The organism is Neoaquamicrobium sediminum, from assembly GCF_040970315.1.
In the GTDB taxonomy this organism is placed as follows: Bacteria; Pseudomonadota; Alphaproteobacteria; order Rhizobiales; family Rhizobiaceae; genus Aerobium; species Aerobium sediminum.
In genome coordinates this window covers 226,807-253,717 of record NZ_JAZHFV010000007.1, presented here as the reverse complement: position 1 = coordinate 253,717, position 26,911 = coordinate 226,807, and the positions used below count along the sequence as shown (strand labels likewise).

At 62.1% G+C, this 26,911-nt stretch carries 31 protein-coding genes and 1 pseudogene; 24 read left to right on the top strand and 8 right to left on the bottom strand.

Going from position 1 to position 26,911, the window contains the following annotated elements; genetic code table 11:
• Positions 1-103: 103 nt before the first annotated feature.
• Complete coding sequence (locus V1479_RS21685) at positions 104-238, bottom strand: hypothetical protein (RefSeq protein WP_280515888.1); 135 nt, start codon at positions 236-238, stop codon at positions 104-106.
• Between the two features lie 156 nt (positions 239-394).
• Here V1479_RS21685 and V1479_RS21680 point away from each other — a divergent pair, with 156 nt between their 5' ends.
• The 5 genes from V1479_RS21680 to V1479_RS21660 all read left to right on the top strand — a co-directional run bounded on the left by V1479_RS21680 (position 395) and on the right by V1479_RS21660 (position 2,880).
• On the top strand, positions 395-568 hold the full coding sequence (locus tag V1479_RS21680; protein ID WP_173194991.1) for a hypothetical protein: 174 nt from the start codon (positions 395-397) through the stop codon (positions 566-568).
• A gap of 39 nt (positions 569-607) precedes the next feature.
• Positions 608-1,000 carry a hypothetical protein gene (locus V1479_RS21675; RefSeq protein ID WP_173194992.1) on the top strand — a complete coding sequence of 131 codons (393 nt, stop codon included), beginning with the start codon at positions 608-610 and terminating at the stop codon, positions 998-1,000.
• 79 nt (positions 1,001-1,079) lie between these two features.
• Entirely contained in the window at positions 1,080-1,673 is a 594-nt protein-coding gene (locus V1479_RS21670; RefSeq protein WP_173194993.1) for an SOS response-associated peptidase, read from the top strand.
• 43 nt (positions 1,674-1,716) lie between these two features.
• The gene (locus V1479_RS21665; protein WP_173194994.1) at positions 1,717-1,965 is read left to right on the top strand and encodes a hypothetical protein; all 249 of its coding nucleotides are present in this window, start codon (positions 1,717-1,719) and stop codon (positions 1,963-1,965) included.
• 234 nt (positions 1,966-2,199) lie between these two features.
• Entirely contained in the window at positions 2,200-2,880 is a 681-nt protein-coding gene (locus V1479_RS21660) for an RES family NAD+ phosphorylase (protein ID WP_173194995.1), read from the top strand.
• Positions 2,881-2,927: 47 nt separating this feature from the next.
• On the opposite strand, the gene V1479_RS21655 is transcribed toward V1479_RS21660, so the two are convergent.
• Together V1479_RS21655 and V1479_RS21650 are read right to left on the bottom strand one after the other, a co-directional pair.
• On the bottom strand, positions 2,928-6,194 hold the full coding sequence (locus V1479_RS21655; RefSeq protein ID WP_173194996.1) for an error-prone DNA polymerase: 3,267 nt from the start codon (positions 6,192-6,194) through the stop codon (positions 2,928-2,930).
• A pseudogene (locus V1479_RS21650) lies at positions 6,191-6,805 on the bottom strand (DUF6504 family protein); the annotation flags it as partial. The pseudogene V1479_RS21650 and the gene V1479_RS21655, both read right to left, overlap by 4 nt.
• A gap of 288 nt (positions 6,806-7,093) precedes the next feature.
• On the opposite strand from V1479_RS21650, the gene V1479_RS21645 reads away from it, so the two are divergent.
• On the top strand, positions 7,094-7,426 hold the full coding sequence (locus V1479_RS21645) for a recombinase family protein (RefSeq protein WP_438620784.1): 333 nt from the start codon (positions 7,094-7,096) through the stop codon (positions 7,424-7,426).
• Positions 7,427-7,568: 142 nt separating this feature from the next.
• On the opposite strand, the gene V1479_RS21640 is transcribed toward V1479_RS21645, so the two are convergent.
• The 3 genes from V1479_RS21640 to V1479_RS21630 form a co-directional block, all read right to left on the bottom strand.
• Positions 7,569-7,973, bottom strand: a complete 405-nt coding sequence (locus V1479_RS21640; protein WP_009452623.1) for a MerR family transcriptional regulator — start codon at positions 7,971-7,973, stop codon at positions 7,569-7,571.
• Between the two features lie 70 nt (positions 7,974-8,043).
• Positions 8,044-8,817, bottom strand: a complete 774-nt coding sequence (locus V1479_RS21635; RefSeq protein ID WP_438620783.1) for a DsbA family protein — start codon at positions 8,815-8,817, stop codon at positions 8,044-8,046.
• The gene (locus V1479_RS21630) at positions 8,700-9,140 is read right to left on the bottom strand and encodes a disulfide bond formation protein B (protein ID WP_024706423.1); all 441 of its coding nucleotides are present in this window, start codon (positions 9,138-9,140) and stop codon (positions 8,700-8,702) included. The genes V1479_RS21635 and V1479_RS21630 overlap by 118 nt, the downstream gene beginning before the upstream one ends.
• A gap of 221 nt (positions 9,141-9,361) precedes the next feature.
• Here V1479_RS21630 and V1479_RS21625 point away from each other — a divergent pair, with 221 nt between their 5' ends.
• The 10 genes from V1479_RS21625 to V1479_RS21580 all read left to right on the top strand — a co-directional run bounded on the left by V1479_RS21625 (position 9,362) and on the right by V1479_RS21580 (position 18,250).
• Positions 9,362-11,494 (top strand): heavy metal translocating P-type ATPase, encoded by a 2,133-nt coding sequence (locus tag V1479_RS21625; RefSeq protein ID WP_368804705.1) that lies wholly within the window; start codon positions 9,362-9,364, stop codon positions 11,492-11,494.
• 66 nt (positions 11,495-11,560) lie between these two features.
• Entirely contained in the window at positions 11,561-12,178 is a 618-nt protein-coding gene (locus tag V1479_RS21620; RefSeq protein WP_368804704.1) for a cation efflux transmembrane domain-containing protein, read from the top strand.
• On the top strand, positions 12,171-12,674 hold the full coding sequence (locus tag V1479_RS21615) for a copper chaperone PCu(A)C (RefSeq protein ID WP_009452628.1): 504 nt from the start codon (positions 12,171-12,173) through the stop codon (positions 12,672-12,674). The genes V1479_RS21620 and V1479_RS21615 overlap by 8 nt, the downstream gene beginning before the upstream one ends.
• Positions 12,671-13,291 carry an SCO family protein gene (locus V1479_RS21610; protein WP_009452629.1) on the top strand — a complete coding sequence of 207 codons (621 nt, stop codon included), beginning with the start codon at positions 12,671-12,673 and terminating at the stop codon, positions 13,289-13,291. The genes V1479_RS21615 and V1479_RS21610 overlap by 4 nt, the downstream gene beginning before the upstream one ends.
• Positions 13,292-13,311: 20 nt before the next feature.
• Positions 13,312-14,034 carry a cytochrome c biogenesis CcdA family protein gene (locus V1479_RS21605; RefSeq protein ID WP_497831763.1) on the top strand — a complete coding sequence of 241 codons (723 nt, stop codon included), beginning with the start codon at positions 13,312-13,314 and terminating at the stop codon, positions 14,032-14,034.
• Between the two features lie 25 nt (positions 14,035-14,059).
• A complete protein-coding gene (gene lspA / locus V1479_RS21600; RefSeq protein WP_009452631.1) occupies positions 14,060-14,524 on the top strand; it encodes a signal peptidase II in 465 nt (154 codons plus the stop codon).
• Positions 14,521-15,633 carry a flavin-containing monooxygenase gene (locus V1479_RS21595; protein WP_368804703.1) on the top strand — a complete coding sequence of 371 codons (1,113 nt, stop codon included), beginning with the start codon at positions 14,521-14,523 and terminating at the stop codon, positions 15,631-15,633. The genes lspA and V1479_RS21595 overlap by 4 nt, the downstream gene beginning before the upstream one ends.
• 161 nt (positions 15,634-15,794) lie before the next feature.
• Positions 15,795-15,956, top strand: coding sequence for a hypothetical protein (locus V1479_RS21590; protein WP_368804702.1), 162 nt, complete (start codon positions 15,795-15,797; stop codon positions 15,954-15,956).
• Between the two features lie 458 nt (positions 15,957-16,414).
• Positions 16,415-17,488 carry a cell wall hydrolase gene (locus tag V1479_RS21585; protein WP_368804701.1) on the top strand — a complete coding sequence of 358 codons (1,074 nt, stop codon included), beginning with the start codon at positions 16,415-16,417 and terminating at the stop codon, positions 17,486-17,488.
• Between the two features lie 15 nt (positions 17,489-17,503).
• Complete coding sequence (locus tag V1479_RS21580) at positions 17,504-18,250, top strand: DsbA family protein (protein WP_368804700.1); 747 nt, start codon at positions 17,504-17,506, stop codon at positions 18,248-18,250.
• A 17-nt stretch (positions 18,251-18,267) separates the two neighbouring features.
• Here the strand turns inward: V1479_RS21580 and V1479_RS21575 are convergent, their stop codons facing one another.
• Complete coding sequence (locus tag V1479_RS21575) at positions 18,268-18,621, bottom strand: hypothetical protein (protein ID WP_368804699.1); 354 nt, start codon at positions 18,619-18,621, stop codon at positions 18,268-18,270.
• An 83-nt stretch (positions 18,622-18,704) separates the two neighbouring features.
• Positions 18,705-18,887: a hypothetical protein gene (locus tag V1479_RS21570; RefSeq protein ID WP_368804698.1), complete on the bottom strand. Its 183-nt coding sequence runs from the start codon at positions 18,885-18,887 to the stop codon at positions 18,705-18,707.
• Between the two features lie 207 nt (positions 18,888-19,094).
• Here V1479_RS21570 and V1479_RS21565 point away from each other — a divergent pair, with 207 nt between their 5' ends.
• The 8 genes from V1479_RS21565 to V1479_RS21530 all read left to right on the top strand — a co-directional run bounded on the left by V1479_RS21565 (position 19,095) and on the right by V1479_RS21530 (position 26,770).
• Positions 19,095-20,099, top strand: a complete 1,005-nt coding sequence (locus tag V1479_RS21565) for a hypothetical protein (RefSeq protein ID WP_368804697.1) — start codon at positions 19,095-19,097, stop codon at positions 20,097-20,099.
• A 7-nt stretch (positions 20,100-20,106) separates the two neighbouring features.
• On the top strand, positions 20,107-20,439 hold the full coding sequence (locus V1479_RS21560) for a hypothetical protein (RefSeq protein ID WP_368804696.1): 333 nt from the start codon (positions 20,107-20,109) through the stop codon (positions 20,437-20,439).
• A gap of 128 nt (positions 20,440-20,567) precedes the next feature.
• On the top strand, positions 20,568-21,287 hold the full coding sequence (locus tag V1479_RS21555; RefSeq protein WP_368804695.1) for a L,D-transpeptidase: 720 nt from the start codon (positions 20,568-20,570) through the stop codon (positions 21,285-21,287).
• 64 nt (positions 21,288-21,351) lie between these two features.
• On the top strand, positions 21,352-21,984 hold the full coding sequence (locus V1479_RS21550) for a DsbA family protein (protein WP_368804694.1): 633 nt from the start codon (positions 21,352-21,354) through the stop codon (positions 21,982-21,984).
• 14 nt (positions 21,985-21,998) lie between these two features.
• Positions 21,999-22,865 (top strand): foldase protein PrsA, encoded by an 867-nt coding sequence (locus tag V1479_RS21545; RefSeq protein WP_368804693.1) that lies wholly within the window; start codon positions 21,999-22,001, stop codon positions 22,863-22,865.
• Positions 22,855-23,424 carry a L,D-transpeptidase gene (locus V1479_RS21540; protein ID WP_368804692.1) on the top strand — a complete coding sequence of 190 codons (570 nt, stop codon included), beginning with the start codon at positions 22,855-22,857 and terminating at the stop codon, positions 23,422-23,424. Before V1479_RS21545 ends, V1479_RS21540 begins: the two co-directional genes overlap by 11 nt.
• Positions 23,424-24,527: a flavin-containing monooxygenase gene (locus V1479_RS21535; protein ID WP_368804691.1), complete on the top strand. Its 1,104-nt coding sequence runs from the start codon at positions 23,424-23,426 to the stop codon at positions 24,525-24,527. The genes V1479_RS21540 and V1479_RS21535 overlap by 1 nt, the downstream gene beginning before the upstream one ends.
• Positions 24,518-26,770 carry a caspase family protein gene (locus tag V1479_RS21530; protein ID WP_368804690.1) on the top strand — a complete coding sequence of 751 codons (2,253 nt, stop codon included), beginning with the start codon at positions 24,518-24,520 and terminating at the stop codon, positions 26,768-26,770. Before V1479_RS21535 ends, V1479_RS21530 begins: the two co-directional genes overlap by 10 nt.
• Positions 26,771-26,911 lie beyond the last annotated feature (141 nt).

Here is a 26,911-nt window from a genome sequence, read left to right as displayed (position 1 = left end):
CCGCCTCAAGACACTCAAGCGCGCAATGTACGGCAGGGCAGGTCCTGAACTGCTGAGGGCACGAATGCTGCCACCGCTCCACACAAAGTGAGGAAGAACCCAATTAACTGCCAAGCGACAGCTGGGCCTCGTAGTAGGCATCGACGACATCGAGATCAACAAGCGCACGCGCGTCCGCCTGCCAGCGGCGGCGGATCGCCCGCCGGCGCTCGATCCATCTCCCCATCACAGCAAGCATGGCCCCGTCCTGTTTCACCGGACACCCCGCACGCGGCAGGGATGGATGCCCGTCAGGGCGAAGACCCGGCCCCGCCGGGGCTTCGGCTCTGCCGACAGCCCGGCTCCGAGAGGAGGCCGCCCCAGATGCTCGCCAGCACGCCAGTTTGAGATTACCATGACCCAAAGCGCAACACGTACGAACACGTTTGATCGATCGGCCACGCCGCTGTCGATGACGGATGGGGATTCGATGAGCTTTGACTGGGACGATATCGCCGCGGCCTATGCAAGCCAGCCCTGGTGGGTCTGGCTGGCTGCGTGCGTCATTGCCTGGCTCGGAATCAGGTAGGCCATTGGTGCGATCCGGGCCTATCGCGAACGGCCGATCATGACCGACAGCACCTTCAGACAGTGTGGCGTGCGGGTCGACTATGACGCGGGGACCGTCACCTTGCCGCGTGGAGACAGATTTCCGGTAGAGCGCGTACGGGGCCTGCGCTGGGAGGACTATCGACAGTCGGGGTCCTACCACGCCGTCATCGATGTCGACGATCTGAAGACGCCGGTTCATCCAGTGGCGTTCTCGACTTCGGCCGGACCGGAAGCCTTCGTCTCCCGGCTGCGGACGGCGATAGAGAGGGCGGGCGGTCCGCGCTTTGCCGTGGCCGCAACCGACACGATGGAGGTCGTGGAAAAAGACCTCAGCGATCCGATCATGGCCGCGGTCGCCACAAGGGTGCGGCCGCTGGGCCGGCGTATGTCGTTCTCGCGGTCGGACTGATCGGACGGTCGGGTGAGCGTCCGATCCACCAGACCCGGCCAAGCTCGAAATCCGCCGCATATCGTGGCACAGTAACGACATGTGCAACGCCTATGAGCAACATGTCCGCTGGGTTGAATACACCCGGATGATGCAGGATCTGGAACTCGGTATCCCGACCGAGCAGACCGAGCTCGACCTGCCACAATCGGACATGGTGCGGATCAACGACATGGCGCCGGTGATGCGCGCCGCCGGCAACGGCGTCGAGCTCGCGCAGATGAATTTCGGCTTTCCTCCCGGCCGGCCGAAGGGCGGGCCGGTGTTCAACTTCCGATCGGAAGGCCGGGATTTCTCAAAGAGCGGACGCTGTCTGATCCCGGCGTCGGGTTTCTTCGAATATGTCGGTACGAAATACCCAAAGACCCAGTATCGGTTCACGCTGACCGGCGCGCCGTTCCTCGCGATAGCGGGCCTTTGGCGCGAAGCCGAGGGCAATCAGCCGGTGAGCTTCACCATGCTGACGACGTCGCCGGGTCCTGACATCGCCCCCTACCACGACCGGCAGGTCGTCGTGCTGCGCCCGCAAGACTGGGCGGCCTGGCTCTACCTCACCAGGCCACAGGCCGAGCTGCTGCGCCCGCTGCCAGAGGGATCGCTTGAGGTCGAGATGATCCGAGAGGGTGCGAAGTAGATTTGGTCTTGCGTGCAGCCCGGGCCTGAAGAAAGGAACAGTCGTGTCGAAACGGAAAGAGATCGAAGTGCGTCACAAGGCGGACAGCGTCGAAAGCATGTTGAAGGCCCGCGGCGTGTACCATGTCCCCAATGACGAACCAGGTTTCTGTTTTGCGGTTGGCGAGGAGTTGCGGCGTCGCTATCCGAATTCCGATCTCAAGGTCGAAGCGCCCCGGCTGAATTTCGGCGGCGAATACACGTTCAGTTCGGCAAGTCACCTCGGTGCCAAGCCCGTTTCCGGTTCAAAGTGAGCCGACGCTCTCGCGAGATCTCGTATGCCGCGCACGCTCACAGAGGCACATCCGCCTATTCCCCTGCGCGAACTCGTTCCGGCGCTCGCCGGTTTCGCGTCACTGCCGGAAGCGGAAAGACGAGCCCTGCTTGACCGGCTCATTGCCGCCCACCCCGTCGTCTCCATGGATTGGGGCTCGGGCTGGCGTTTCCGCCGCGCTCGGCTGCTAGGCCCCGATGAGATCCCCGGATCGGTGGATGAGGTGATCTGGCGCAAGGGCGTGCCCGCCAGGATCGGCCGTGCCAACTCGGCGGGCTTCCAGGTGCTTTATTTGGCCGATCGGCCTGATACGGCGTTCCAGGAGGTGCTGCATCACGCGCCGGAGGGTGGCTCGAGCCATCCCATGATGCTCGCCGAATTCGTTATCCACGAAGGCCGTCGCGTCCGGATTGCACCTCTGGGGGAGCTTTTGCAGGTTCAACGCACCGGCCGAGGTTTTCTCGCCGGCGATGCGTCACATCATCTGTCGAATCTTCTCAACGCATGCACGCCGGACGAGGCCAAGGCGTTGCTGATCACCGATTCATTCCTGTTGCAGTGCCTGACGAACCGCGACGACGACTACGAATTATCATCCTATGTTGCGATGGGCATTTTCGCCAAGTTGCCTGCCGTCTCGACAATCGCGTATCCGAGCGTCCGGCAATTGGGCGCCATCAATCTGGCAGTTCGAACCGAGACCTTCTGGGACGACTGGGGCCTGAGCTCGGTACGGCGCGGCCAAGCGGAGCATCTCGCGCAGGGCTTTTATCGTTTCGGCGATGTGAGGCATGTTGATGGGATTACCGTCGGCGGGGCTTTGCGCTGGCGGGAGGAAGCGGATGTCGAGAATTCCGTGGTCGTGCTTGGGCCAGCCTGGACGCCATCGACCTAGCGCGGCTGGGCATAACGAGAGCGGTTGGGTGTTGGCCGCGCCGTGCATCACCGGAAGTCGCGTGTCTTGATCTGTATCGGTTCGACCTTGAGCGTGGGATCGATCATATCGCGCGGCCGGAATCCTTTCGGCAGGCTGCGCGGGTCGATCCCATGCCCACCGTGATGCGCTTCGTCTCCCCGTCCGTGCGGCAGCGGAAAGGCCGCATTGCGATTGCCGACGCTGGCGAGCTCGGCCGAGAGATCGGTAACGGTATTGGCGACGAGGTGGACGACGTCGCCCTCCCGCTGGATGCGCCCCCGCACGGCCAGCATCGAAGCCGACAGCATCGTGCGCCGGAACTTCTCGAACACCTTCACCCACACGACGATGTTGGCGGCGCCGGTTTCGTCTTCCATGGTGACGAACATCACGCCCTTGGCCGAGCCCGGCCGCTGCCGGACGAGGACGAGGCCCGCAGCTTCGAGCCAGCGTCCGTCGCGTGCCGACATAGCTTCGGCGCAGGAGACGATACGGCGGCGAGCGAGACCGGCGCGCAGGAACGCCACCGGATGCTCGCGCAGGGTCAGGCCGACATGGCCATAGTCCTCGACGACCTCGCGGCCGGTCACCATGGGTCGCAACGCGACAGCCGGTTCGATGCGTTCGATGATGGTGCGCCGCTCGCGCTGCGACGCGGCGGCAAAGAGCGGCAGCGGATCGTCATGCAGGCCCTTGAGCGCCCACAGCGCTTCGCGCCGCGCCAAGCCGAGTGACGGGCGGAAAGCGTCGGCCTCGGCGAGCTGCACCAGCGATGCGGCCGGCACGCCGGCGCGATGCCAGAGATCGTCGGCCGACGTGAAAGGCTCGTCGCCGCGGGCCGCGACAATCGCTGCCGCGTCCTCATTGGCGAGACCCTTCACCAGGCGCATGCCAAGACGCACCGCGAAATGACCGTCTTCGCCGACGGGCTCGAGCGTACAGTCCCAGCGGCTCATGTGGATGCAGACCGGGCGGATTTCGACGCCGTGGGTGATCGCGTCGCGCACGATCTGTGCCGGCAGATAAAAGCCCATGGGCTGCGAGTTGAGCAGCGCCGCGCAGAACACATCGGGATGGTGGCATTTCATCCAGGATGAGGCGTAGGCGATCAGTGCAAAGCTGGCGGCGTGGCTTTCGGGAAAGCCGTAGCTGCCAAAACCCTCGAGTTGCTTGAAGGTGTTGGCCGCGAAATCCGCCGTGTAGCCGTTAGCGATCATGCCCCCGATCAGCTTGTCGCGGAATTTCGAGACGCCACCCGTATGTTTGAACGTAGCCGTGGCGCGGCGCAGCTGGTCGGCCTCGCCAGCGGAAAAGCCGGCGCAGACCATGGCGACCTGCATCGCCTGCTCCTGGAACAGCGGTACACCCAGCGTCTTGCCGAGCACGCGCTCAAGCTCGGGCGTCGGGAAGTCGACCGGCTCCCTGCCCTCCCGTCGGCGCAGATAGGGATGGACCATGTCGCCCTGGATCGGCCCGGGCCGGACGATCGCCACCTCGACGACCAGATCGTAGAAGGTTCGCGGCTTGATGCGCGGCAGCATGGACATCTGCGCCCGACTTTCGATCTGGAAGACCCCGATCGTGTCCGCCTTGCGGATCATCGCATAGGTCGCGGGATCCTCGGCCGGGATGGTGGCGAGGTCGAGGGTGACGCCCTTGTGCTCGGCGAGAAGATCGAAGCTGCGCTTCATGCAGGTGAGCATGCCGAGGGCGAGAACGTCGACCTTCATGAATTTGAGGATGTCGATATCGTCCTTGTCCCATTCGATGACCTGGCGGTCGACCATGCGGGCCGGCTCGATCGGCACCAGCTCGTCGAGACGATCATGCGTCAGCACGAATCCGCCCGGATGCTGCGACAGGTGCCGTGGCGTGCCTTCGAGCTGCCGCGCCAGTTCGAGGGTGAGTGTGAGCCGGCGGTCGGCGAGGTTGAGATTGAGCTCGCGGGCGCGGGTCTCGTCGATGCCCTCGCCGTGGCCCCAGACCTGCGAGGAGAGCAGCTTGGTGACGTCTTCCGACAAGCCAAGCGCCTTGCCGATGTCGCGCACGGCGCCTTTGGTGTGATAGCGCACCACTGTCGAGCAGAGCGCACTGTGGTCGCGGCCATAGGTCTCGTAGACCCACTGCATGACGATCTCGCGCCGCTCATGCTCGAAGTCGACATCGATGTCGGGCGGCTCCCTGCGCTCCTGGCTGACGAAGCGCTCGAACAGCAGATTGTTGCGGTCCGGATCGATGCTGGTGATGCCCAGCACATAGCAGACCGCCGAGTTGGCCGCGGACCCCCTACCCTGGCAGAGAATGTCCTTCGACCGCGCGAAGGCCACGATGGCGTTCACCGTGAGGAAATAGGGCGCGTAGCGCAGCGTCTCGATCAGGCCGAGCTCGTGCTTGAGGAGGCCCACCACCTTGTCCGGCACGCCTTCGGGATAGCGGCGCGCCGCCCCTTCCCAGGTGAGCTTTTCGAGCGCCTGCTGCGCGGTGAGCCCCGGCATGGTTTTTTCTTCGGGATATTGGTAGGCGAGCTCTTCAAGCGAGAAGCGGCATTGCTCGGCGATCGCCACCGTCCGCGCCAGCGCATCGGGATAGCGGCTGAACAGCCGATGCATTTCCTCGGGCGGCTTCAGGTGCCGATCGGCGTGGCGCTCGCGCCGGAAGCCGGCATCGTCGATGGTGATGTTGTGCCGGATGCAGGTGACGACGTCCTGCAGCACCCGACGCTCGGGATGATGAAATAGAACATCGTTCGTCACCACGCTCGGCACCCGCATCTGCGTCGCCAGATTGGCGAGTTCGTGAATGCGCAGCTGGTCGTTGGGGCGCCGGCGCAAGGTGAGGGCGACGTAGGCGTTCGTCCCGAACACCTCGCGCAAGCGGCGCAACTGCATGGCGCAGAGATCGTCGGCGACGTCGGGCAGGAGGACCGCGATCAGACCCTCACCATAGGCGACGACATCGGCCCATTCGAGATGGCAGAGACCCTTGCCGCCGCGCGATTTGCCCAATGACAAAAGGCGACACAGGCGGCCATAGGCCGCCCGGTTCTTGGGATAGACGAGCAGCGACGTGCCATCGGCGAGATCGAGGCGGCAGCCGACGACAAGGCGCACGCCGGTCGTCTTCGCCGCCTCGTGCGCGCGCACCACGCCGGCGAGACTGTTGCGGTCGACCACGGCGAGCGCCTCGATACCGAGTAGCGCCGCCTGTGCGAACAACTCGTCGCAGGAGCTTGCGCCGCGCAAGAAGGAAAAGTGCGAGGTGACCTGCAGTTCGGCGTAGCGCGGGGAGCTCATGCGAAGATCCCGTGCAGGAACCACTTGTGCGAGCCGGTCGCCGGATCCTCGCCGTCGCCGGCGCGATAGATCCAGAACCGCTCACCGCCCTCGTCCTCGACGCGAAAATAGTCCCGCACCGATTGCGTCTCCGCCTCGCGCAGCCACCATTCGCCAAAAATCCGTTCGGGGCCGTCGGCGCGGGCGACGCGGCGCCGGATGCCGCGCCAGGTGAACCAGACGGGCGGGTTGTCCGGCAGCAGTGCCATGGTGTCGATCGGCTCAGGCGGCGAGAGCAGGCGAGACGGACGCGGCCACTCGCCAGGCCAGCTTGCCCCATCATCTGGCGCGGTCGGCGCCACGCGCTTGACGGAACGCTCTGGAACGTCGCTCTCCACCGGAGCGAAGCGATAAAGACGGCTCGATCCCAGGCGGTTGGCGATGACGTCGATGAGGTCAGAAATGTCCGGCTCTTCCGGCTCGACCAGCGAGGAAATAGTCTGGCGAGCACGGAGCGGATCGGCCAGTGTTGCGGTCAGCGTCATGAGCTCGATGCCGAAACCGGGATCGACGGTCTCGATGCGGTCGGTCAGGAGCCGGGTCAGGCGGCGCGTCTCGCGCACCGGTGTCGCTTGGCAGTTAATTTTGAGAATGCAAAAGCAATGATATCAGAGGTTTAGCTTTGCACGTAATTTGAGAATGAGCACTTAATTTGATAATCGTGCTGCGACCGTTGCAGGTAATGTGAGAATCGAGCGCTCGAGATACGCGGGAGCCGTATCTGCTGTGGCTCGGCTACGAATGCCCAAATCGCGCGACCTGAGAGGTAATTCTTTTGCAGTTAATTTGAGAATCCCAGCCCGATCATTCTCATAATTAGCTGCCAAAAATGAACGCAACGGTCGCATTCTTGCAATTAAGTGCCAAGCGACAGGTCGCTGACCGAAGCGATCGACACGACGACACCGGCAGGCCGCATGATGATGCAGATGGTCGGCTCATTCGCCGAGTTCGAGCGCGCCATGATCCGCGAGCGGACTAGCGCAGGGCTAGCGCAGGCGCGGTTGGAAGGGCGGCTCGGTGGTCGGCGGCGCAAACTTGACGATAAGAAACGGCGTGAGATCGCCGAATCCGTTGTTGCGGGGCGCAAGTCCGGCGCCGAGATGGCGCGGCTCTATGACGTGAGCGAGCCAACCGTCTCAAGAATCGTTGCCGAATATCGTCAGCGGGAAGCCCATGAGGCCTTGGCATGACTTGGATCCGATGACCTCCATGGGGTGGAAAGCGGAAAGGCCGCTTTCAGCAGCCAACCCTTCCAAGCGGAAGATGTCGAACGACCTACCAATTGCAGTCGATCAAGACATGGATCGTCGGCAAAGCTGCATGGACCTCCGATCATTTCGGCGACAGGGTTTCAATGATCCGGCAATCGTCGACGATGCCGCACTCGCACTGGTCGATCATTCTGTCGAGTTCGGCCTTGAGCGCCATGAGATCAGTGATCTTCTTTTCGACCTCTGCACGATGTTCGCTAGCGATGGCATCAACTGCTGCGCAGGATTGTCCGCGATTGTCGGATAGCGTGAGAAGCGCTCTGATCTGGTCGAGCGAGAAGCCCAGGTCACGTGCCCGGCGGATAAAGCTCAGCCGGTTCAGATGGTCTGGCTCGTACGCCCGATAATTGCCTTCGGTACGCGAGGGCTCGGGCAGTAGACCGTTCTTCTCGTAAAAGCGGATCGTTTCGACCTTGGTACCGGTTTGCCTTGCAAGATGACCGATCGTCAGAATTGAAGAGTTCATTTTATGACCCTATAGCGTATACAGGGTCATGTAGGTTCTATTTGGACGTTTGTCGATCTCGATGGCTCGCCTAGTGCGCCGCTCTGGCGCTCTCCACCTCTTCACGCACCAGGTCGTGGAGTTGCTGCGGTCCGAAGGATTCCAGCGGCCTGCCATTCACGAAAAAGGTCGGTGTCTGGCGCACATTATTGCTCTGAACATCGGCCATATCCTGCTCAAGAACGGCGTCAATCTCGGCCGAGGACATCTCACGCCGTGCCTGCTCAACATCCAACCCAGCCGCCGCCACGATTTCCCAGGCTTTCTCGAGATCGGGTGCACCATGCACGGCCCATTCCGGCTGTCGCGCCAGCAGGGCTTCCAGTATCGGTTCGTATCTGTCCTGAAGACGGGCTGTTTCCAGAATCCTGACGGCTTCGTCAGATCCGTCATGGAAGGGCGCGTATCGGATGACCAGGCGCGTCTCGGCAGGGAAATTCGCCATGATCTGCTTAACGGCTGGATAGAAAGCTCGGCACGCCTCGCAGGACGGATCAAAGAATTCCACGATCGTCACCGGCGCATCCGCTGGGCCGATTACGGGTGAATGCGCCCTGACCAACGCATCACCTTGCGCCGGTGCAACGGGCTGTGCCGAGAGGCCGCCGTACCGGTCGTAGATAAAGGCACCGCCTGCAAAGACAATCAGTGCGACAAGGCCAGTGAGAAGTACGATGGACCGTCTGGTCATGTTGAACGTCTCCGGTGCGCGAGAACGAGAAGAAGAGCGATGCTCCCAAAGGCGGCGAGCGATAGGTAAGGGAGCGGCAAAATGCCAAGGACCGTCATCTCGACGCCAGAACATGACGGGCCGTCTTGTGTACAAGGCTCGATGGCTGCTGGAAGGATCCTCGCATAAAGGAGGGAGTGGAATGCAGCGATGGCGGCACCTAGGGCAGCCAGTGGAAGTCCGTACCGGGAAACGCTGGCATCACCTCGAAAGCTAGCGACAGCCAGAATGACCGCCAGCGGAAACATGAAAGCGCGCTGATGCCAGCACAGATTGCACGGCGTCTGTCCCATGACCTCACCAATGAAGAGAGCGCTGAGCGAGGCGGCAAGCGCAATGAGCCATGCCGAGAAGACGAACGCCCAGGTATTTGCAGTCGTGCCCGCCCCGGTGGTCATAGCACTCCCTTTCGCCATCGTTTCGCTTCGCTCCATTTACCTTTGCATTCAACTATTTCTGCACCCTGTACCCACTACAGGGTCAAGGCTCCTTAATGAAGTTGTACCGCGAATTTGCACGTGGATCGCAGCGCGAAATCAAATAAACGAAGTCCACTCTTGACCCTATAGTTGCTACAGGGTCTATCTGCGGTGTCACATTAAACCATCGAGGTGACACCATGGCGGCAGCGAGCCCTTACAGACTGCGTATAGAAGGCATGGACTGCGCCTCGTGCGCATTGAAAATCGAGACGGCGATGCAACGCCTGCCGGGCGTTAGCGACATCAATGTCAGCTACGCCAACGAGACGCTAGCATTGCAACTCGATGAAGACCGGACGGCCCTCGGCACTATTGAGCAAAAGATCCGAGCGCTCGGGTACACGCCAGTGATCGAGCAGGCTGAGACGAAGGGGGGGCCGCCTCCGAAGCGCATCACAGAGGCGTGGTGGAAAGGCAGCAAGGGTCGGCTTGTACTGCTGACCGGCGCACTGTTCATGCTTGCCTTCGCCATTGCGCGTATCCTGCCGGATTGGGAGCAATGGCTCTATTCAGGTGCGGCCCTGATCAGCGTTATCCCGTTCGCGCGGCGGGCGGTCGCCGGTGCGATGTCCGGCTCACCCTTCACCATCGAGACGTTGATGACGGTCGCGGCACTCGGCGCGGTCGCCATCGGCGAGGCCGAAGAAGCTGCTGTCGTGATCTTCCTGTTCGCAGTGGGCGAGCTGCTTGAAACCGTGGCGGCAGGCCGTGCGCGGGCAGGCATTGAAGCGCTGATCGATCTCGTGCCCCGGGTCGCGTTCCGCGAGCGTGATGGTGTCATTGAGCAGGTCGCTGCCGAAGAGTTGGCTATTGGTGATGTCGTCGTTGTTCGGCCTGGGGACCGTGTGCCGTCTGACGGCACGGTGATTGATGGTGCATCTGAGGTCGATGAGGCGCCCGTGACAGGCGAATCCATGCCCGTGCTTAAAGAAGCCGGCGCAAACGTCTATGCCGGCAGCATCAATGCAAATGGCGAGTTGCGAGTGTCGATCAGTCATGTCGCGGCCGACAATACCATTGCCCGCATCATCCACATGGTCGAGGAAGCTCAGGAATCAAAGGCCCCGACGGCGCGTATGATCGACCGTTTCAGCCGCTGGTATACGCCTGGCGCTATGGTCGTCGCGGCTCTGATCGTCGTGGTGCCGCCGCTCGCCTTCGGCGGTGACTGGATGACATGGGTATATCGGGGTCTTGCGACGTTGCTGATTGCTTGCCCCTGCGCGCTCGTGATTTCCACGCCGGCGGCTATTGCCTCGGGTCTTGCCGCCGGCGCGCGTCAGGGATTGCTGATTAAGGGGGGCGCGGCACTGGAAATACTCGGTAAGGTCGTAACTGTTGCCTTCGACAAGACAGGAACGCTGACGCGTGGCCATCCCCAGGTGACGGACATTGTGCCGATCAATGGGGACGAGAACGCCGTCCTTGCCATTGCAGCGGCCGTCGAGCGCAGCACCAGCCATCCTCTCGGGGTTGCAATCGTGGAGGCGGCAAAAGTGCGGGGGCTCGAACTGCCCGTCACCTTCGGGGGCGGCGTTGCCACACCCGGCAAAGCGGTCACAGCGCGGTTGAAGGACGGCTTCGCTTCGGTCGGGTCTCCCCGTCATGCCGCCGAACAGGCTGCCCTCGAAGAGAACATTGCCGAGACGATCACCACACTGGAGAGCCAGGGCAAGACGGTCGTCGTGCTTATAAAGGGCAAGACCATCGAGGGATTGATCGCGTTGCGCGACGAACCGCGCGACGACGCTATCGAAGGTGTGAAGCGGCTGACAGATCGAGGTGTGCGGCCACTGATGCTGACCGGCGACAACAAGCGCACGGCCGACGCCATTGCGGCCCATCTTGGCCTTGAGGCAAGCGCCGAATTGTTGCCCGACGCCAAGCTCGCCGAGATCGGTCGCCTCAAAGCTAATGGCCCGATCGCCATGGTGGGAGACGGTATCAATGACGCGCCGGCGCTCGCAGCCGCTTCCGTTGGCGTTGCCATGGGTGCAGGCACCGACGTTGCTCTGGAGACCGCAGATGCCGCGCTGCTCAGAAACCGGGTGACGGGTGTTGCCGATCTCATCGGGTTGTCACAGGCGACACTCGGCAATATTTGGCAAAATATCGCCATAGCGCTTGGTCTGAAGGCCGTCTTCCTCGTGACGACTCTATTCGGCATTACCACGCTCTGGATGGCGATTCTCGCCGATACGGGCGCTACGGTCCTCGTTACAGCCAATGCGCTGCGCCTGCTGACCTGGCGCGGCACCCGCGACAAATGAGCCCAAGCAGTGCGCGAAGGCAGGTCGCGGCTTCCACTTCTCGCCAAGAAAGCCGAGGTGTAATTTATGAGTAATCAGTCCAAGGGCAGTGCCACTTCATCCGAGAAGAGCGAACAATGGGCGCTCGCATGGGTGCTTGCGATCAATACGGCCCAGGCAGCCATTGTGGGGGGATTAGGGTGGTGGGCTCAGTCAACAGGATTGATGGGCTCTGCACTCGATAATCTTGGCGATGCCGGTGTCTACGCTATTAGCCTTTTCGTCGTAGGTCGCGGTTTGGCGGCGAAGGTTCGAGTTGCCCGGCTGTCGGGTATCCTTCTGATGGTTTTCGCTGGTCTTCTTCTATTTGAAGTCGGTCGTCGCTTCTTCACTGGCTCCGATCCGATAGGGCCGGTCATGATTGCCGTGGCAATCGCGAGCGCGCTTACGAATATGGTCTGCATGTGGTTCCTGAATTCTCATCGGGAAGGCGGCGTGCATCTGCAAGCCTCATGGATTTTCACGACAAACGACATGCTCGTGAACTCAGCCATCGCGCTTTCGGGTCTGGCCGTAATCCTTTTCAATTCGCCCTACCCGGATCTGATCATCGGCCTGGGCGTGGTTGTTGTCGTTGTCAGAAGCGGCTTGGAAATTCTTGAAAAGGCCGGGGAAGCTGGAGAGAAAGTTAATCAACATGATTAGTTCACGAGCCCTATCCGCCGCCTTCCTTACCCTTGCGGTATTGATCTCTCCTGCCGTTGGTCACGACTTCCAAGCCGGTTCGATCACCATCAATCATCCGTGGTCGCGCGCGACTCCGCCGGTCGCGCCGGTAGCCGGCGGCTATCTGACGCTAACGAACGATGGCGGTATGGCCGACCGTCTGGTTTCGATCTCATCACCTCTGTCAGAACGGGCGGAAATCCACGAGTCGACCGTGATCGACGGGGTTGCCAGCATGAGGCCGGTGCAAAATGGCATCGAAATTGGGGCTGGCAAGACGGTCGAACTTCAACCTGGCGGTATACACATCATGTTTTTGAAGCCATCGCGTCCTTTGAAGGAAGGGGAGCGGTTTGCCGCAACACTGGTGTTCGAGCAGGCCGGTACCATCGACGTTGAGTTCGCTGTGCAGAACATGGGTGCTCGTCCGGAATTTGCGAACGAACATGACGGGCACGGAGAGGCTGTCCAATGAGCGGCGTCAAACTTTTCCGTCTTGTTGCATGGGTTGCCGTCGCCGCTGTCGGTGGGCTTTTCATCGGCTTGTCAGTGTCCAAGCCTTGGCAGCAGCAAAATGCGGCGGTCGCGTCTTCGACAGGCATCGCAGCTATCGGCGGCCCGTTCCAGCTCACATCGCATCAAGGCGGGACGATCGACAATGCCGCGCTTGCTGGAAAGCCTTATCTCGCCTTCTTCGGCTTCACCCATTGTCCCGATGTGTGTCCGACGACGCTCTACGAACTCAGCGATCTCATGAACGAGCTCGGGCCGGTGGCCGACCAGTTCAACGTACTGTTCTTCACCGTCGATCCCGAACGAGACAGCCAAGAGCTGCTGGCTCAATACATGACAGCCTTTGATGATCGCATCCTCGCATTGCGGGGAAATCGACAGGAAACGGACGCCGTGGTGAAGGCCTTTGCGGCCTACGCGCGAAAAGTGCCTCTGGAGGGGGGCGAATACACGATGGATCACACCGCAGGCGTCTACATGATGGATGCCGAGAGCCAATTCGTCGGCACGCTCGACATGCACGAGCCGCGTGAGATTCGCTTGCAGAAGCTCCGCCGTCTAGTGGGCGAGATTGGCTGATGGAGTTCTCCAGTATCGGAATGGCGACGGCTTTCGCCGCTGGCGTTATATCCTTCCTGTCGCCCTGCGTTCTGCCGCTGGTGCCGGGCTATATTTCCTACGTTGCAGGCCGCACGATTAGCCCGGACGGAATTGCGGCCGATACAGAATTCAGGGCAGCGGGCCGAACTCTCGGCCTCAGCCTCTGCTTCGTGCTCGGCTTCACGACCGTGTTTGTCATCCTTGGGGCCAGCGCCACCGTGTTGAGCCGGCTCTTGCGCATGTATCTTTTCGAAGCGAACCTGATTGGCGGAGGGATCGTTATCGTCTTCGGCCTATTCACGACCGGCCTCGTACCAATGCCCTGGCTCAATCGTGAAGCCCGGTTCCATGCCAATCCGGGCAGCGGAAGCGCTGGGGCCGCTTATCTCCTGGGTCTCGCTTTTGCGTTCGGCTGGACTCCCTGCATCGGACCAGTGCTAGGTGCGATTCTGACCCTCTCCGCTGCCAACGCCACGGTTGCAAGCGGAACGACGCTGCTCGCCGTCTATTCCCTGGGCCTTGGCCTCCCTTTCATCTTGGCGGCTTTATTCATGCGCGGGTTCATGGCGCGGATGATGTCGATGCGCCGCACCGGCCGGGTGCTCAAAATCGTCGCTGGTGGGGTGATGGTGGTGATGGGCATCGCCATGATCACCGGCCATCTCTCTAGCTTTGCAATATGGCTGCTCCAGACGTTCCCGGCCCTCGGTCGGATCGGCTAAGCCGGAGTTTAAAGGACATTCGGACATGCTCAGGCTCGGCCTTCCACTCGCCCTTGGCGGGTTTTTCATTGATCAGGCGACGAAGTGGTGGGTCATGGACCATGTTATGAATCCACCTCAGGTCATTCCCGTCACCGGCTTCTTTAATCTCGTGCTCGGCTTTAACACCGGCGTGAGCTTCGGATTGTTCGGCCAGGCGCCGGTTTGGCTCCTGATGGCGTTCCCGCTCGCTATAGTCGCCGGCCTCCTTATCTGGATCCATCGAAGCGACAGCCGCCTGACGGCATCCGCCCTCGGGCTCGTGGTTGGGGGGGCGCTCGGCAATCTGCTCGACCGGCTCCGGCAGGGTGCCGTGACGGATTTCCTGGATTTTTACATCGGCAGCTATCATTGGCCCGCCTTCAATCTTGCCGACGTGGCGATTGTCTGTGGGGTAGGGCTTTTGCTGATGGAGAGCATTCTGGTAAAAGGCAAAGCAAAGGCTGCATGAACAGAAGCCCTCGCCAGCTATCCGTGAGCCATGGTTCGGAGGAAATAGACGTTCTAGTGATCGGCGCGGGTCAAGCGGGACTCGCAGCCGGCTATTATCTTGCCCGACCAGAGCTTTCATTCCAAATCGTCGATCGCCATGCCCGCGTCGGCGACAGTTGGCGCCATCGCTACGATTCCCTGACCCTGTTCACTCCGCGCGCATTTAGTTCGCTGCCTGGTCTTGCGCTCGATGGGGACCCAGAAGGCTATCCAACGCGAGACGAGTTTGCGAATTATCTCGAAACCTACGCCAGCCATTTCGACCTACCGGTGCATTCCGGAAATGGTGTGGCTCGGCTCGAACGCCGGGCCGATGAGCGGTTCGCCGCGCAACTCGACGATGGCAGGTACATAGTAGCGAAGGCAGTGATCGTCGCGACGGGTGCGTTTCAGAAACCGATAATCCCAACGATTGCTGCCGGCTTCGACAGCGCAGTCAAGCAACTAACACCGGAAAGTTATCACAATCCCAGTGATCTCCCGCTTGGCATGGTCCTTATTGTCGGAGATGGAGCAAGCGGACGCGACATCGCAGCCGAGCTGGCTTTGACCCATGAAGTGGTGCTTGCGGCTGGACGCAGCCGCCGTCTGTTTCCCGAGCGCATTCTGGGCCAGAGTACATGGTGGTGGCTGCACACATTGGGCTTGATGAGAGCAAGGCCCGAATCGACGATAGGACGCGTGATGCGGCGCGCGGACCCCTTTCCTGACAGGGATCGGAGCCTTGACGACTTGGAACGAAGGGGCGTAGCCGTCGCGAAACGCTCAGTCTCTTCACAAGACCGCCTCGCATTCTTTGCCGATGGATCGAAACGGGTGATCGATTCCGTCATCTGGTGCATCGGATATCGAGACGATAGCGCATGGCTCCAGATTCCAGGCAGTACCCGTTCCAACGGAAGCATTCTGCAAGAAGGCGGCCTTTCTCCCGTACCGGGCCTTTTTCATCTAGGACGTCCGTGGCAGCGAAATCGTGCTTCAGCCCTCGTGATGGGCGCTGGTGAAGATGCTTCCGCAGTTGTCGCCGCATGCGCGAAATTCTGCTCCGGTCGCGACGTGCCGGTATGATAGGTCGCGGTGACGTCGGCCACCTGCAGCGTCTGGTTTCAGAAGCAATGACCTGCCTCAGGGACGTCCCGGATGGCGTCGCTTGTTGCCCGACCGCGTTGGTACCGTCCAGCAGGTTCCTACCGTGAATCTATGTCCCAATAATGCACAGGGGCCAGAAGGTGTCCTACGAACAGGGGCGCGGCGTTCCGGAGCAGGCGGGCGTGATCGAAGCAGCATTTACCGGCAATCATGGATGGTTCTGGCGAAACCGGACGGACGCCGACGTGACGCTGACACTCCGCGCCACGGGTGCCTATTCGGAGATGAAGAGGATGATGTAGCGATGTGGCGGCGGGTTCGCCACGCTGGCGATTGCGCCATGAACCTGAAGTGATGGCCAGCGCCCCGCCCCTGTGCGGGGCGCTCGCTATCGGATGCTGATCCGGGCGCTGAATTTGCGGGGAGTTTCGTGAGTCCCTGGATCAGAGTCTGCGCGTCTCGACCGGAAGCAACGCGATGTCCTCCCTTGCGCTCGCGGACGACGGAAGAACCCCTGATGCGTCGTTCATAGCCGCGGCTTCGGGCTGGGAAGGCATCAAGCCGACATTGCAGGCGGAGCCCGTCGAGGTCGGCTTTGACAAACCGGCATTTGCCGCGACAGGCCGGAAGCGTCGCGTCTTAACCGATCATCAAGGTTAACAATTCATTTTACTCCTGACGCACTGCAGGAGGTCGAACGTTGTCGTTGCAGCAAAGCCAAAGCTCGAAACCCATGTCCATTGCCCGGCGAGGTCGGATCGTGGCAATCCTTTGTGCAAGCTGGCTGACCTTCGGGTTCGCATCGCCGACAGCCATCCAGGACATGCGTTCCGAACTGGCGTCCGGCACCGTTCTCAAAATCCATGGCAGCGTTCCAGGTGGGGATGCATGTTCCCATCTGCGGACGCTTAGACTTGGAACTGCGCCCGGATCGGACAGGTTCGTGATCGCGCCGGTCGCAAGCCGGAGCAGCGATTTCTCTGACAGCGCCTCGAAGGAGGGCTCCATCCAGAGCCAGACTATCGCATCGGGTAAGATGGCAAGGCTCTCGGGAAATTCCGCGCGAGACACTTTCGACGGAACGAGACTGGTAACCGCCCTCCTCTCGAACCGACTTGATGCTCCGAACGGCCTGCGCGGTTTCCTTCCGGAGGCGGCGCCGGACGTCCTGAACGCAGTGGCGATGCTTCATCGTGCAGATTCGCACCGACTTGAGGGCGTGCCTCCCGTCCTTGCGGATCTCGTCAACAATGACCGTGCGGACGTTCTTGCGACTGCCTATGCACCAAGCGATCCGTTCCATGCATCATCTACTCCCTTCGATGCGCTACTTGGAGGGCGAGACGATGTCGGCCGCTTCGTTCCGCCCATGGCGGAAGGTGACCATTCGTGGATGAGAGTGCCGCTTCCGCCGATGGTCTTCGCGGGCGCGGAGCAGAAATGCCTGGCGACAGGCATCTATTTCGAGGCACGCGGCGAGGAATTGAGGGGGCAGGCAGCCGTTGCCCAGGTGATACTGAACAGGGTCAGGAACCCGGCTTATCCAGACACCATTTGCGATGTCGTCTACCAGAACCAGCACATGCTGAACCGGTGCCAATTTTCATTCGCGTGTGACGGGATTCCTGACGTGATCACCGACCGGAGGGCCTACCGGCTCGCAAAAGATGTTGCGATGGCCGTCACCGCAGGTAAGATTTTCCTGCCGGAGGTGGCGTCGTCGACACATTACAATGCAACCTATGTCCATCCGAAATGGGCACAGTCGATGGAGCGGATGACGGAGATCGGCACGCACATATTCTATCGCACCTTTGGCGGCGGCTGGAGCTAGCATGTTGAGAATCCGATGAGAACCACGATGTTGCGTGCCTTGCTTGTCCGAGCCATCGCCTTTCTCCTGATGGCAACCCCGGCGGCGATGGCGGAGTCGCTCGATCGCTCGCAGGTCGAGAAGATCGTTCGGGAGTACATTCTTGAAAACCCCGAGATCATCGAGGAAGCGCTGATCGAGCTGGAGAACCGTTCGAAAAGGGCGCAGGAGGAAGCCCGGGCGGAGACGATTCGGGCCGAGCAGGACGCTCTGCTGAGGAGCGACGCCGATCTCGTCCTCGGCAATCCTGATGGCGATGTGACGCTTGTCGAATTCTTCGACTTCAACTGCGGCTACTGCAAAAGGGCGTTTCCGGACGTCCAAGGGTTGCTGACGGAGGACGCGCAACTGCGTGTCGTCCTGAAGGACTTTCCTATATTGGGTCCGGGATCCGTCGAGGCGGCCAAAGTCGCGCTTGCCGTAAAGCGCTTGGGTGACGACGCCAGCGCGAGCGATTTCCATGCGCGGCTAATGGGTATGCAAGGTCAGGCCAACGCGGCGCGCGCGCTGGCGTTGGTGGAGGAAATGGGTCTTGATCGTGGGCATGTCGAAATCGAGATGCAATCTCCCGAGATCGAGGCGGTCATCGCTTCGAATCTTGAGCTCGCTCAGCGCCTTGGGCTGACTGGAACCCCATCGTTCGTCATAGGCGATCGCATCGTCGTAGGCGCCGTAGGCAAGGAGCCGCTGGCCGAGGCGGTGAGGTCCGTCCGCGAGGAGTAAAAGCCCGCCGTTCTCACTTATGTCCGCTCCCGATCAGCGAGCAGCAGCTGGGCATTGAGTTCCCCGTCGGGGGCCGCTCCCGTGATGTGCGTCGAAGGTTGACGTGCTGCTTCGCGGCATATCCGGCAATACTCCGTGCGATGGGATGTCCTTGTCAGCCTCGCTACCGATGGCGAGTTCCTGATCTCGTCCGGCAGCAGCCACGCACCCTCGACGGCCGCAGCGAGGGTCAGAACGTATAGCGCCGTTCCGCCGTACATCATCTCCATCGTGTTGTGCCCGAGGCCGAGGCAGACGAACGAGAAAATAACGGAAAGCACCAGATAGGCCGCTGCACCGGCAGCCAGAAAAGACCCTAAACGTATCAGCATGAACTGGACCGCGGTTGGCACCCTGCAGCCCATTCTTTCATCGTGGAGCGTCTACAGCCACTCAAGCGTCGGTGATCACGACGTTATTGCGATCGGACGTCTTGTTGGACGGGACGCATTTCCGCCTGAATATGGATGAGACTGAATGCAAACACGCCCAGCACGAAGGCGGTCAGCAGTGCCATCACCGCAAGATTTTTGCGCGACCTGCTGCGCGTCAGTGCCCGTGTTTCATCCGTGCTCAGTTGCTCCAGCGAATGCGGCATTTGAACTCTCGATTCTCGATTTTCACAGGGCGGCGGGCTGCCTAGAATGATCTTAGTGAACTTCGGCGACTGTCCGCTAGATTGCCCGGCTGCGATGTACTGTCGCTCGCGAAGATGTCATAGGAAACGTACCGTTAACTGTGATAGCGGCACACTCAAACTTCGCTCCGGGGAGGGAGCCGTGTGATTTGGCATAGTAGCAACAGAATGTGGAATGCAGCGAAAACGATAGCCGTCGGCGTGCTCGCGATCATGCTGAGCGGTTGCGTGTCGAGCGTGCTGTCCGTCGACAACAAGGCGACGCAGCCGATACCCGCTGCCCTGCTGGCGGAAATGTCGAAGAAGTCGATGTCGCCTTCCGCGCCGATCCTTGTCCGCATCTTCAAGCAGGAAAGCGAGTTGGAGATCTGGAAGCAGGACCGCAGCGGCCGGTATGCGCTGCTCAAGACCTATCCGATGTGCCGATGGTCCGGAAAGCTGGGGCCGAAGACGACGAGCGGTGACCGCCAGGCCCCGGAGGGCTTCTACCATGTCAGTGCCGGTATGCTGAATCCGAACTCGCAGTATTACCTGTCGTTCAATCTCGGCTACCCGAACCGGCTGGAAGCCGCGCTCGGCTACAGCGGCGATGCGCTGATGGTGCATGGCGCCTGCTCGTCGTCGGGCTGCTATGCGCTGACCGACGAGGGCGTCTCGGAGATTTACGCGGTCGCGCGCGAGGCGCTCAGGGGCGGCCAGGGAGCCTTTCAGGTGCAGGCATTCCCCTTCCGCATGACGCCGCAGAATATGGCCAAGCATCGCGACGATCCGAACTTCGCGTTCTGGAGCGACCTGAAGCGCGGTTACGATATGTTCGAGGTGACGCGCAGCCAGCCGAAGGTCTCCCATTGCGGCCGCCGCTACGTGTTCGACACCGAGTTCCAGGGCGGCGAGCCGCGCGACCCGCTTGCGGCCTGTCCGCCGGTCGCCAACGAGGTCCATCCGGCGATCGCAAGCCGGGCGGAAGCCGACCGGCTTGCCATGGAAAATCTCATCTCCACCGGCACTGCCTTGTCCGCCCATTCCTATTTGGACGGCGGCATGCATCCCAGCTTCCGCTCGTTGCTCGAACGCAGCGGCGAGAACGCACTGGCCAAACGCACGTCGCTGACGTCGGTGCCGATCAGCCGGCCGAGCGCCGCGCTGGCCGATCCGCACTCTCCAAGGGAGTAGACGCATCGTGCCGTCCCGCTTCCTCGCCCTCATCGTCATTCTGTTCCTGGCTGTCCATGTCGGAACTCCGTCCTTTGCGGCGGTCGGCCCTGGCCCGGTTGTCGGGACCGCCGTCTGGCTGGACGAGACGGTGAGGCCTGGAACAGATCTGCCGGAGCCGGCAGACGAGGAGCCCCAGCCGCTTTCGGCGCATGCGTCGCCTTCCTGCCATGACCAGTGCAAGGGTATCGCCGTCTGGACGGGCGGAAGCGTCAAAGATGCCGGCCGGCTTTCCATTGAAACGCATCCGAGCCAGGCGCCGCCTGCCTTCGTCTCCATTCTCGTTCCACCTCCCCAATAGTTCGATGCACGGGGTGTGACCGCGGCGCGGGGCTCCATTCGCCCTCGCCCACAATCGGTATCGCACTTCGCCCTGCCAGCCGCTTTCCGCCGAAAGCGACGGAAACCGATCCTATTGGGAGCGAAGCATTGACGTTCAATTTATCTCGCCTGGAGCTGTCACGACGGCAATTCCTGACCGCTGCGGTCGCATCCACGGCAGCAGTCGCGTCATCCGGTTGCTCGACCACCGCCATGGAGTCGGTCGATCCGGCGCCTGAAAAGCCCGGCATAGATCCGAGCTTCGTCCGTATGTACCGGGCGATGCCGGAAGAGGATTTCCCGATACCGGCGGTGGATCTCACAAGGGTCGATCCGCGCTTCTATCGGCGGCTGGTGGACGATCCGACGGGAGAGCGACCGGGCACGGTCGTCGTGGATACCTCTGCGTACTACCTCTATCTCGTCATGCCTGGCGGCAAGGCGATGCGGTATGGCGTGGGGCTCGGGCGGCAAGGCTTCACCTGGTCCGGCGAAGGCGTCATCCAGTGGAAGCGGCCGTGGCCGGTCTGGACGCCGCCAGCCGAGATGATCGAACGTCAGCCCGAACTGGAGCAGTACAGCGCGGAAAACGGCGGCCAGCCGCCCGGCCTCGACAACCCGCTCGGCGCGCGGGCGCTCTACATCTTCCAGAACGGCCAGGACACCCTCTACCGGCTGCATGGCTCGCCCGAATACTGGACTATCGGCCGGGCGGTCTCCAGCGGCTGCGTCCGCCTCATCAACCAGGACATTATCGACCTTTACGATCGTGTGGCGACGCCCTCCCCGATCTTCGTTCGAGGCAGCGCGAGCGCACGGGCCGTTTGAACTTTCCTCTTGAATCTCTAGCGGCTGGAGATATTAGGCTCCGCGCTCATGAAAGGAACCTTCCATGAAACGACGCACGTTTCTTATCGGGATATCCGCAAGCGGGGCGGCCGTTGCGCTTCCCGGCGCGATCCTCGCCCAGCCGACGCAAGACGATTTGCTGGCGCCTGGCGCGTTGCCGGACAAGAGCTTCGGCGCCGAGGACGCACCCGTCACCGTCATCGAGTACGCCTCGCTCACGTGCCCTCATTGCCGGACGTTCCATGTCGATATCTGGCCGGCCTTCAAGGAGAAGTACGTCGATACCGGGCAGGTGCGCTTCATCATGCGGGAGTTCCCGTTCGATCCGCGCTCGACCGCCGGCTTCATGCTGGCCCGGTGCATGGGCGACGACAAGTGGTACGCCACGATCGACCTGCTCTACAGGACGCAGGATAGCTGGGCACGGGTTTCGGACGGGTCCAATGCGATGAAGTCCGTGATGGGCATGACGGGCATGGACGACGCAAGCTTCGAAGCCTGCCTTCAGGATGAGGAGCTGGTGCAGCAGGTACAGTCGGTGGCCGAAGCCGGTCGCGGATTCGGGGTGGATTCGACGCCAACCTTTTTCGTCAACGGGCAGATGCACAAGGGCGTGCTCAGCCTTGAGCGCTTCAGCGAGATCGTCGATCTGCTGATCGCGGCAAGCAGATCATGAGCGGGGAGCGCCCGATGCGAAGCCTTTCCTTCTTCACGCCGCAGGCATTGAAGCGTCTCGCCTGCGCAACTCTCCTGACGACGAGCGCCACCCTTGCCTACGCCCAGGACGATGAGGTCGTCGCCCGCGTCGCCGGCCACGAGATCACCAGGGCCGACGTAGCGGTCGCCGAGGAGATGTACGGACCCCAGCTCGGACAGATGCCCTCCGACGCCAGGCTTTCCGTCATCGTCAATGCGCTGATCGAATTGCGGATCGTGTCCGAGGCGGCGCGTGAGGCGGGTGTGACCGAACAGGACGACTTCAAGCGGCAGCTCGCCTTCTTCGAGGCACAAACCCTAAGATCGATCTTTGTAGAGCAGCGGGTTGCGGCCGCGGTTACGGACGAGGCGGTCCGCGCCGCATACGACCAGCAGATCGCGTCCATTCCATCGGTTCCCGAACGGCGCCTGCGCCATATCCTCGTGGCGAGCGAAGCCGAAGCACGGGAGATCATAGCGGCTCTGTCGTCAGGGCAGCCCTTCGCGGAGTTGGCGCAGGCCCACTCGCTCGATGCGGTCTCGAAGGCGAATGGAGGCGATCTCGGCTTCTTGCCGGAAGGTCAGATCATGCCGGAAATCGATGAGGCCGTCTCGGGCCTGGAGTCGGGTGAGTTCACGCAGGATCCGGTCGAGACGGCCTTCGGTTTCCATGTCGTTCTGCTGGAGGATATGCGCGACAGGCCGGCGCCGGCTTTCGAGACCGTCGCCCCGCAGATCCGCCAGTCGCTCGCGGCCGCGGCCGAGCGACGCGTCATCGACGAGCTGCGCACTTCCGCCGAAGTCGAGAAACTCGTTCCCGATGTCGCGCCGCCGCAGGAGGATGACGGCCATGACCATTGATCGCAGATCGCTCGGCGCAGGCCTCCTGGCAGTCGTTTCGACGGGGCTACTTCCTGACGTTGCCATCGCCCACCCGCACAGCGTTGACCTGGAGCCGCGTTTCCTGCCGCAAACCGTGGCGAACCCGTTCAACGAGCCAGTCGGCACGATCGTCGTGGCGCCGCGAGAACGCTACCTCTACCTGCTCGAAAGCCGGCCACTCGCCCGGCGCTACGGCATCGGCGTAGGCAAGGCGGGCCTCGCCTTCAAGGGAGCCGCAATCATCGAGCGCAAGGCCAAATGGCCGGCATGGCGACCGACCGTCAACATGATCAAGCGTGATCCGAACCGCTACGCCCGATATGCCGGCGGCGTGCCGGGCGGGCCAGGAAACCCGCTCGGCTCGCGCGCGCTCTACCTCTATCGCGACGGTCGCGACACGTTCTACCGCATCCACGGCACCACCGAGCCGTGGACCATCGGTCAAGCCGTCTCCAACGGCTGCATCCGCATGGTCAACGAGCATGTCGAGGAACTCTACGAGAGAGTGCAACTCGGGACGCGTGTGGTCGTCGTCTGATGGAAAGGCATGTGCTCGTGATCGGCGCGGGACAGGCGGGGCTTGCCGCCGGGTATCACCTGCGCCGGGCGGGCATGGCGTTCACTATAGTGGATGCCGCGCGCCGCGTCGGCGATAGCTGGCGCCGGCGCTACGATGGACTCACGCTGTTCACACCGCGTCAGTTCAGCGCGTTGCCGGGGATGGAGCTTCCCGGCAACCGAGAAGGCTATCCCGATCGCGACGAGTTCGCCGACTATCTCGAAGCCTATGCAGTGAGATCCAACCTGCCGATCCTCCTGGAGCGGGAGGTCGTACGGCTCATCAAGGCCGATGGTGGTTTCGAGGCGAACTTTCCGCAGGGCGAGACGTTGCGAGCCAGCGACGTGATCGTCGCGACGGGCGCGTTCCAGCGCCCGCTGGTTCCGCGAGTGGCGCGGGACTTCGGAACCGATGTTCTGCAACTGACGACGGAGACGTTCCGCAATCCGATGCAGGTGCCGGATGGGCCGGTTCTCGTGGTCGGAGACGGAGCGAGCGGACGCGATATCGCCGTCGAATGTCGTAGTACGCAGCCGGTCCTGCTCGCGACCGGCAAGCCGCGCAGGCTGCTGCCCGAACGCATCCTCGGCAAGTCGATCTGGTGGTGGCTGCGGCTTACCGGCGTCCTCAAGGCGCCGGCGAGTTCCTTCATCGGCCGCAAGCTCAAGGAGACCGACGCTTTCCCGGATCGCGGCAGGAGCAACGCGGCTCTGGAACAACGCGGCATCCGGATCGTGCCGCGCCTCGTCGGCGCGGAACCCGGCCGAGCACGATTTTCGGACAGCGACACAGCGGAGATCCGCACCGTCATCTGGGCAACCGGCTATCGCGACGACACGTCCTGGCTGGACATGGCCGAAGCGAAGACGGCCGATGGCGGCTTCGTGCACGCTGCCGGCATCTCGCGCGTGAAGGGCCTCTACTTCGTCGGCAGGCCATGGCAGCGCAACCGGGCTTCGGCGCTGATCATGGGAGCCGGCGAGGACGCGGCTCTCATCGTCCAGTCGATAATATCAACCGCACCGTCACGGTCTTCGGAAACCGGAGACCGAACGGAATTGGAGAGACCTCGATGTCCATGACCATCACACGTCGCAATCTGATGCTGGGCGCCACCATCCTCGCGGCTGGCGTGCCCTTTGGTTCCGCCATATCGGCCAAGGCGCAAACGGCCGACAGCGACCGCACCAACTATGCGCTGCTGGTCGCCGTCACCGAGTATCCGCAACTGCCGCCCAGCGCCAGGCTGGTCGGACCCAACAACGACGCCCAGCTTGTCTACGAGTATTTGACGGGCTCCGCCCCGATCGCCTTCGCGCCGGAGAACATCACCCTCCTGGCCGACGGTCTCGAAAACGCGATCTCGCCCGATCGGGCTACGATCCGCAGCACCATCGACGACCTCGCGACCAAGGTGAAGAGCGGCGATTTCGTCTACCTGCACTTCTCCGGCCACGGCACCCAGCAGCCGGCGATGGACCCTTCGATCGAACCTGACGGGCTGGATGAGATTTTTCTGCCCCGTGATACCGGGCAGTGGGTGGACCGTACGAAAGGCGTGCCCAACGCGCTGATCGACAAGGAGGTCCGTGACCACCTCCAGGCGATCCGCGACAAGGGCGCCTTTATCTGGGTGGTGTTCGACTGCTGCAACTCGGGCACGATGACCCGGGCGATCGGACTTACCGACGGTGAGGAGGTGGAACGCAGGATCCCTCCCGCCGTTCTCGGCATTCCCGACCAGGCGATTGCAGAGGCAGTCGCGCAGGCCGAAGGAGCGCGTGGCACGGACGGCGCCGTTGCCCGGCAGAACGCGCTCGGTCTCGTCACAACGGAAAGCGATGCGGCCGAACCATCCACTCCCGGCGGCATGGTCGCCTTCTTCGCCTCGCAGACCACCGAGACAACACCGGAGATGCCCTTGCCGCGCGGTGCGGAAGACGCGAAGCGGCTGGGCCTGTTCACCTTCACCCTTTACAGCAAGCTTGCCGAGAACCCGGCCGTCACTTATCGCCAGCTCGGCCAAGCGATCCTTCAGGCCTATTCGGCAAACAACCGTACGCGGCCGACACCGCTGTTCGAGGGAGACCTTGACAGGCCGGTGTTCGGCACGAGCGCGGCCGACCGCATCGCCCAATGGGCTATCAAGGTCGACGGGGGTGGTTTGGAGATCGCCGCCGGGATGCTGCATCGGCTTTCGCCGGGCGCAAAGCTCGCCGTCCTCGCCTCGCCGGGCGCCTCGCTCGATCAGGCGCTGGCCTATGTCGAAGTCACTGCCGCCAGGAACCTGGCGAGTCGTGTCGCGCCGGTTGCGTATCAAGGTTTGCCCGCAATCGCAGTAGCCGACATTCCACAGGGCGCATATGCCCGTCTAACGGAAATCTCCATAGGCTTCGAGCTGGTCGTCGCGCGCGCTCAGGATGAGAATGGGCAGTTCTCCGGAGAAACCGAACTGCTGAATGCGGCGCTCGACAGGATCGCGCAGGATGACCAGGTTCCGATCAACCTGCGCCTCGTGCCTGCCAGGGATCACGCTGACGTAAAACTGGCGGTCATGAGCGAGTCGGACATAGGCGCCCTGGTGGCCAGCGCGACGGGCGGCGTCGGCATCAGTCCGGCGAGCCTCGCCATTGAGCCCCGTATCTGGCTGCTCCCGCCATCGGCCGAATTGTCTCTGGAGGGCGGGCGCCGTGCACCGTCGCTCTCCGTTTCTGGCGCAAGCGTCGATGAGATTGCCGAAAAGCTGGCTGAAAACCTGGTGACGATTTTTCGTGCGACCAGTCTTTCCCGTCTTTCAGCCGCCTCGGACTTCAGTTCCGACGAGTTCACCGTGAACTTCAAGATCAAGCGGCAGGAAACCGATGGCGCCGAAGCCTTGCTGCCGGGCGTCGTGCCTGTCGTGCATCCGGACGATCAGGTCCATCTCGAAGCCCGCAACGGATCGTCGAGGCCGATCGACATCAACGTGCTGTACATCGGCAGCGACTACTCAATCGGACATATGTATGCCGAACGGCTTCACAGTGGAAACGAGATTACCGTTCCCCTTCTGGCGTTCACCGACACCAGCTTCGGCATCGAACGCATGGTGGTCGTCCTGTCGGAGGCCGCGCCGCAAACGGCCGTGGAAGATCTGAGCTTCCTCGAGCAGGTCGGCGTGCGACAGCAGACCCGGGCTGCAGGTGCTGGCCCGGCCGGTTTCAGCGATCTGCTGCGCGACGTCGCTGGTGCGCCGGCGACACGCGGAGCAGCGCGAATCGGCGACAGCTCGCGCGCGAAGGGGTCAGTGATGATCTTCCCCATGGAAAACGTCCCGCGCGGATAGGCTTCGGACATGAGTTCTGGCTGTCGAGCAGGATTTCCCGGCCTCGATTTCCGCCTTGGCCCTCTCGCAGCTGGAGATTGTCGCGCCAACTCGTAGTTCTTCAGCACCGTATCTGAGGGAACATAGAGAATAGAGAAGAGG

Excerpts from the sequence above, each read along its gene's own strand:
- V1479_RS21655 (WP_173194996.1), bottom strand. The coding sequence starts at position 6,194 with ATGAGCTCCCCGCGCTACGCCGAACTGCAGGTCACCTCGCACTTTTCC.
- V1479_RS21640 (WP_009452623.1), bottom strand. The coding sequence starts at position 7,973 with ATGAACTCTTCAATTCTGACGATCGGTCATCTTGCAAGGCAAACCGGT.
- lspA (WP_009452631.1), top strand. The coding sequence starts at position 14,060 with ATGCTCAGGCTCGGCCTTCCACTCGCCCTTGGCGGGTTTTTCATTGAT.
- V1479_RS21615 (WP_009452628.1), top strand. The coding sequence starts at position 12,171 with ATGATTAGTTCACGAGCCCTATCCGCCGCCTTCCTTACCCTTGCGGTA.
- V1479_RS21685 (WP_280515888.1), bottom strand. The coding sequence starts at position 238 with ATGCTTGCTGTGATGGGGAGATGGATCGAGCGCCGGCGGGCGATCCGC.
- V1479_RS21540 (WP_368804692.1), top strand. The coding sequence starts at position 22,855 with ATGACCATTGATCGCAGATCGCTCGGCGCAGGCCTCCTGGCAGTCGTT.
- V1479_RS21575 (WP_368804699.1), bottom strand. The coding sequence starts at position 18,621 with ATGCTGATACGTTTAGGGTCTTTTCTGGCTGCCGGTGCAGCGGCCTAT.
- V1479_RS21620 (WP_368804704.1), top strand. The coding sequence starts at position 11,561 with ATGAGTAATCAGTCCAAGGGCAGTGCCACTTCATCCGAGAAGAGCGAA.
- V1479_RS21550 (WP_368804694.1), top strand. The coding sequence starts at position 21,352 with ATGAAACGACGCACGTTTCTTATCGGGATATCCGCAAGCGGGGCGGCC.
- V1479_RS21630 (WP_024706423.1), bottom strand. The coding sequence starts at position 9,140 with ATGACCACCGGGGCGGGCACGACTGCAAATACCTGGGCGTTCGTCTTC.
- V1479_RS21570 (WP_368804698.1), bottom strand. The coding sequence starts at position 18,887 with ATGCCGCATTCGCTGGAGCAACTGAGCACGGATGAAACACGGGCACTG.
- V1479_RS21680 (WP_173194991.1), top strand. The coding sequence starts at position 395 with ATGACCCAAAGCGCAACACGTACGAACACGTTTGATCGATCGGCCACG.
- V1479_RS21610 (WP_009452629.1), top strand. The coding sequence starts at position 12,671 with ATGAGCGGCGTCAAACTTTTCCGTCTTGTTGCATGGGTTGCCGTCGCC.
- V1479_RS21545 (WP_368804693.1), top strand. The coding sequence starts at position 21,999 with ATGCGAAGCCTTTCCTTCTTCACGCCGCAGGCATTGAAGCGTCTCGCC.
- V1479_RS21595 (WP_368804703.1), top strand. The coding sequence starts at position 14,521 with ATGAACAGAAGCCCTCGCCAGCTATCCGTGAGCCATGGTTCGGAGGAA.
- V1479_RS21625 (WP_368804705.1), top strand. The coding sequence starts at position 9,362 with ATGGCGGCAGCGAGCCCTTACAGACTGCGTATAGAAGGCATGGACTGC.
- V1479_RS21635 (WP_438620783.1), bottom strand. The coding sequence starts at position 8,817 with ATGTTCTGGCGTCGAGATGACGGTCCTTGGCATTTTGCCGCTCCCTTA.
- V1479_RS21535 (WP_368804691.1), top strand. The coding sequence starts at position 23,424 with ATGGAAAGGCATGTGCTCGTGATCGGCGCGGGACAGGCGGGGCTTGCC.
- V1479_RS21675 (WP_173194992.1), top strand. The coding sequence starts at position 608 with ATGACCGACAGCACCTTCAGACAGTGTGGCGTGCGGGTCGACTATGAC.
- V1479_RS21565 (WP_368804697.1), top strand. The coding sequence starts at position 19,095 with ATGTGGAATGCAGCGAAAACGATAGCCGTCGGCGTGCTCGCGATCATG.
- V1479_RS21530 (WP_368804690.1), top strand. The coding sequence starts at position 24,518 with ATGTCCATGACCATCACACGTCGCAATCTGATGCTGGGCGCCACCATC.
- V1479_RS21605 (WP_497831763.1), top strand. The coding sequence starts at position 13,312 with ATGGCGACGGCTTTCGCCGCTGGCGTTATATCCTTCCTGTCGCCCTGC.
- V1479_RS21670 (WP_173194993.1), top strand. The coding sequence starts at position 1,080 with ATGTGCAACGCCTATGAGCAACATGTCCGCTGGGTTGAATACACCCGG.
- V1479_RS21580 (WP_368804700.1), top strand. The coding sequence starts at position 17,504 with ATGAGAACCACGATGTTGCGTGCCTTGCTTGTCCGAGCCATCGCCTTT.